The following is an 869-nucleotide window of genomic DNA, read 5'->3' as shown; positions in this document are numbered from 1 at the left end:
CGCGAGGACCGCCCCGGCGACAAACGCCTCGTGGGCTACCTCACCGGCACCGCCGACCCCAGCGAACTCCGCACCGCGCTGGCCGAGCGGCTACCGGCCTACATGATCCCGGCGGCCATCGTGGCCTTGCCGGCACTACCCACCACCCTCAACGGCAAGCTCGACACCCAGGCCCTGCCCCTGCCCGACTACCGGGACGCCGATCACTACCGCGCCCCGGCCACCGCGGTCGAAGAGATCCTGGCCGGCATCTACGCCCAAGTCCTCGGTGTCGAGCGGGTCGGCGTGGACGATTCCTTCTTCGATCTGGGTGGTGACTCGCTGTCGGCGATGCGGGTGATCGCGGCCATCAATAACGGCCTGGACAGCCGCCTTTCGGTGCGAGAGCTGTTCGAGGCCCCCACGGTCGCGCAGCTGGCCCCCCGCGTCGGCGCCGGCGGCGGTGGCCTGGCGCCGTTGGTGCCCTGCGAACGCCCGCCGACGGTCCCACTGTCGTTCGCCCAGTCCCGGTTGTGGATTATCGACCAACTGCACGGGCCGTCGCCCGTCTACAACATGGCGGCGGCGCTGCGACTGGAGGGTCCACTCGACACCGACGCTTTGCGTGCCGCACTGGGCGACGTGGTGGCGCGGCACGAAAGTTTGCGGACCGTCTTCACCGCACCCGAGGGAAACCCCCAGCAGATCGTCCTGCCGCCCACCCAATCCGCCGTCAGATGGGACGTGGTCAAGACCGACGGCTGGTCCGCCAACCGGTTGCAGGAGGTCATCGAGGCGGCGGCGCGCTACGCGTTTGATTTGTCGGTTGAGATTCCTTTGCGGGCAACGCTTTTCCGTGTGGGTTGCGATGAGCATGTGTTGGTGGCGGT

General features: G+C 68.6%; 1 protein-coding gene. It reads left to right on the top strand.

Annotated elements, in window-relative coordinates; translation table 11 throughout:
* A partial coding sequence (locus A5704_RS09385; protein ID WP_231968958.1) for a condensation domain-containing protein occupies nucleotides 1-869 on the top strand: 869 nt, incomplete at both ends.

Origin of the sequence: Mycobacterium sp. E735 (genome assembly GCF_001666955.1) — a bacterium.
Classification (GTDB): domain Bacteria; phylum Actinomycetota; class Actinomycetes; order Mycobacteriales; family Mycobacteriaceae; genus Mycobacterium.
The sequence above is the reverse complement of the archived record's forward strand: the minus strand, read 5'-3'. Positions and strand labels throughout refer to the sequence as shown.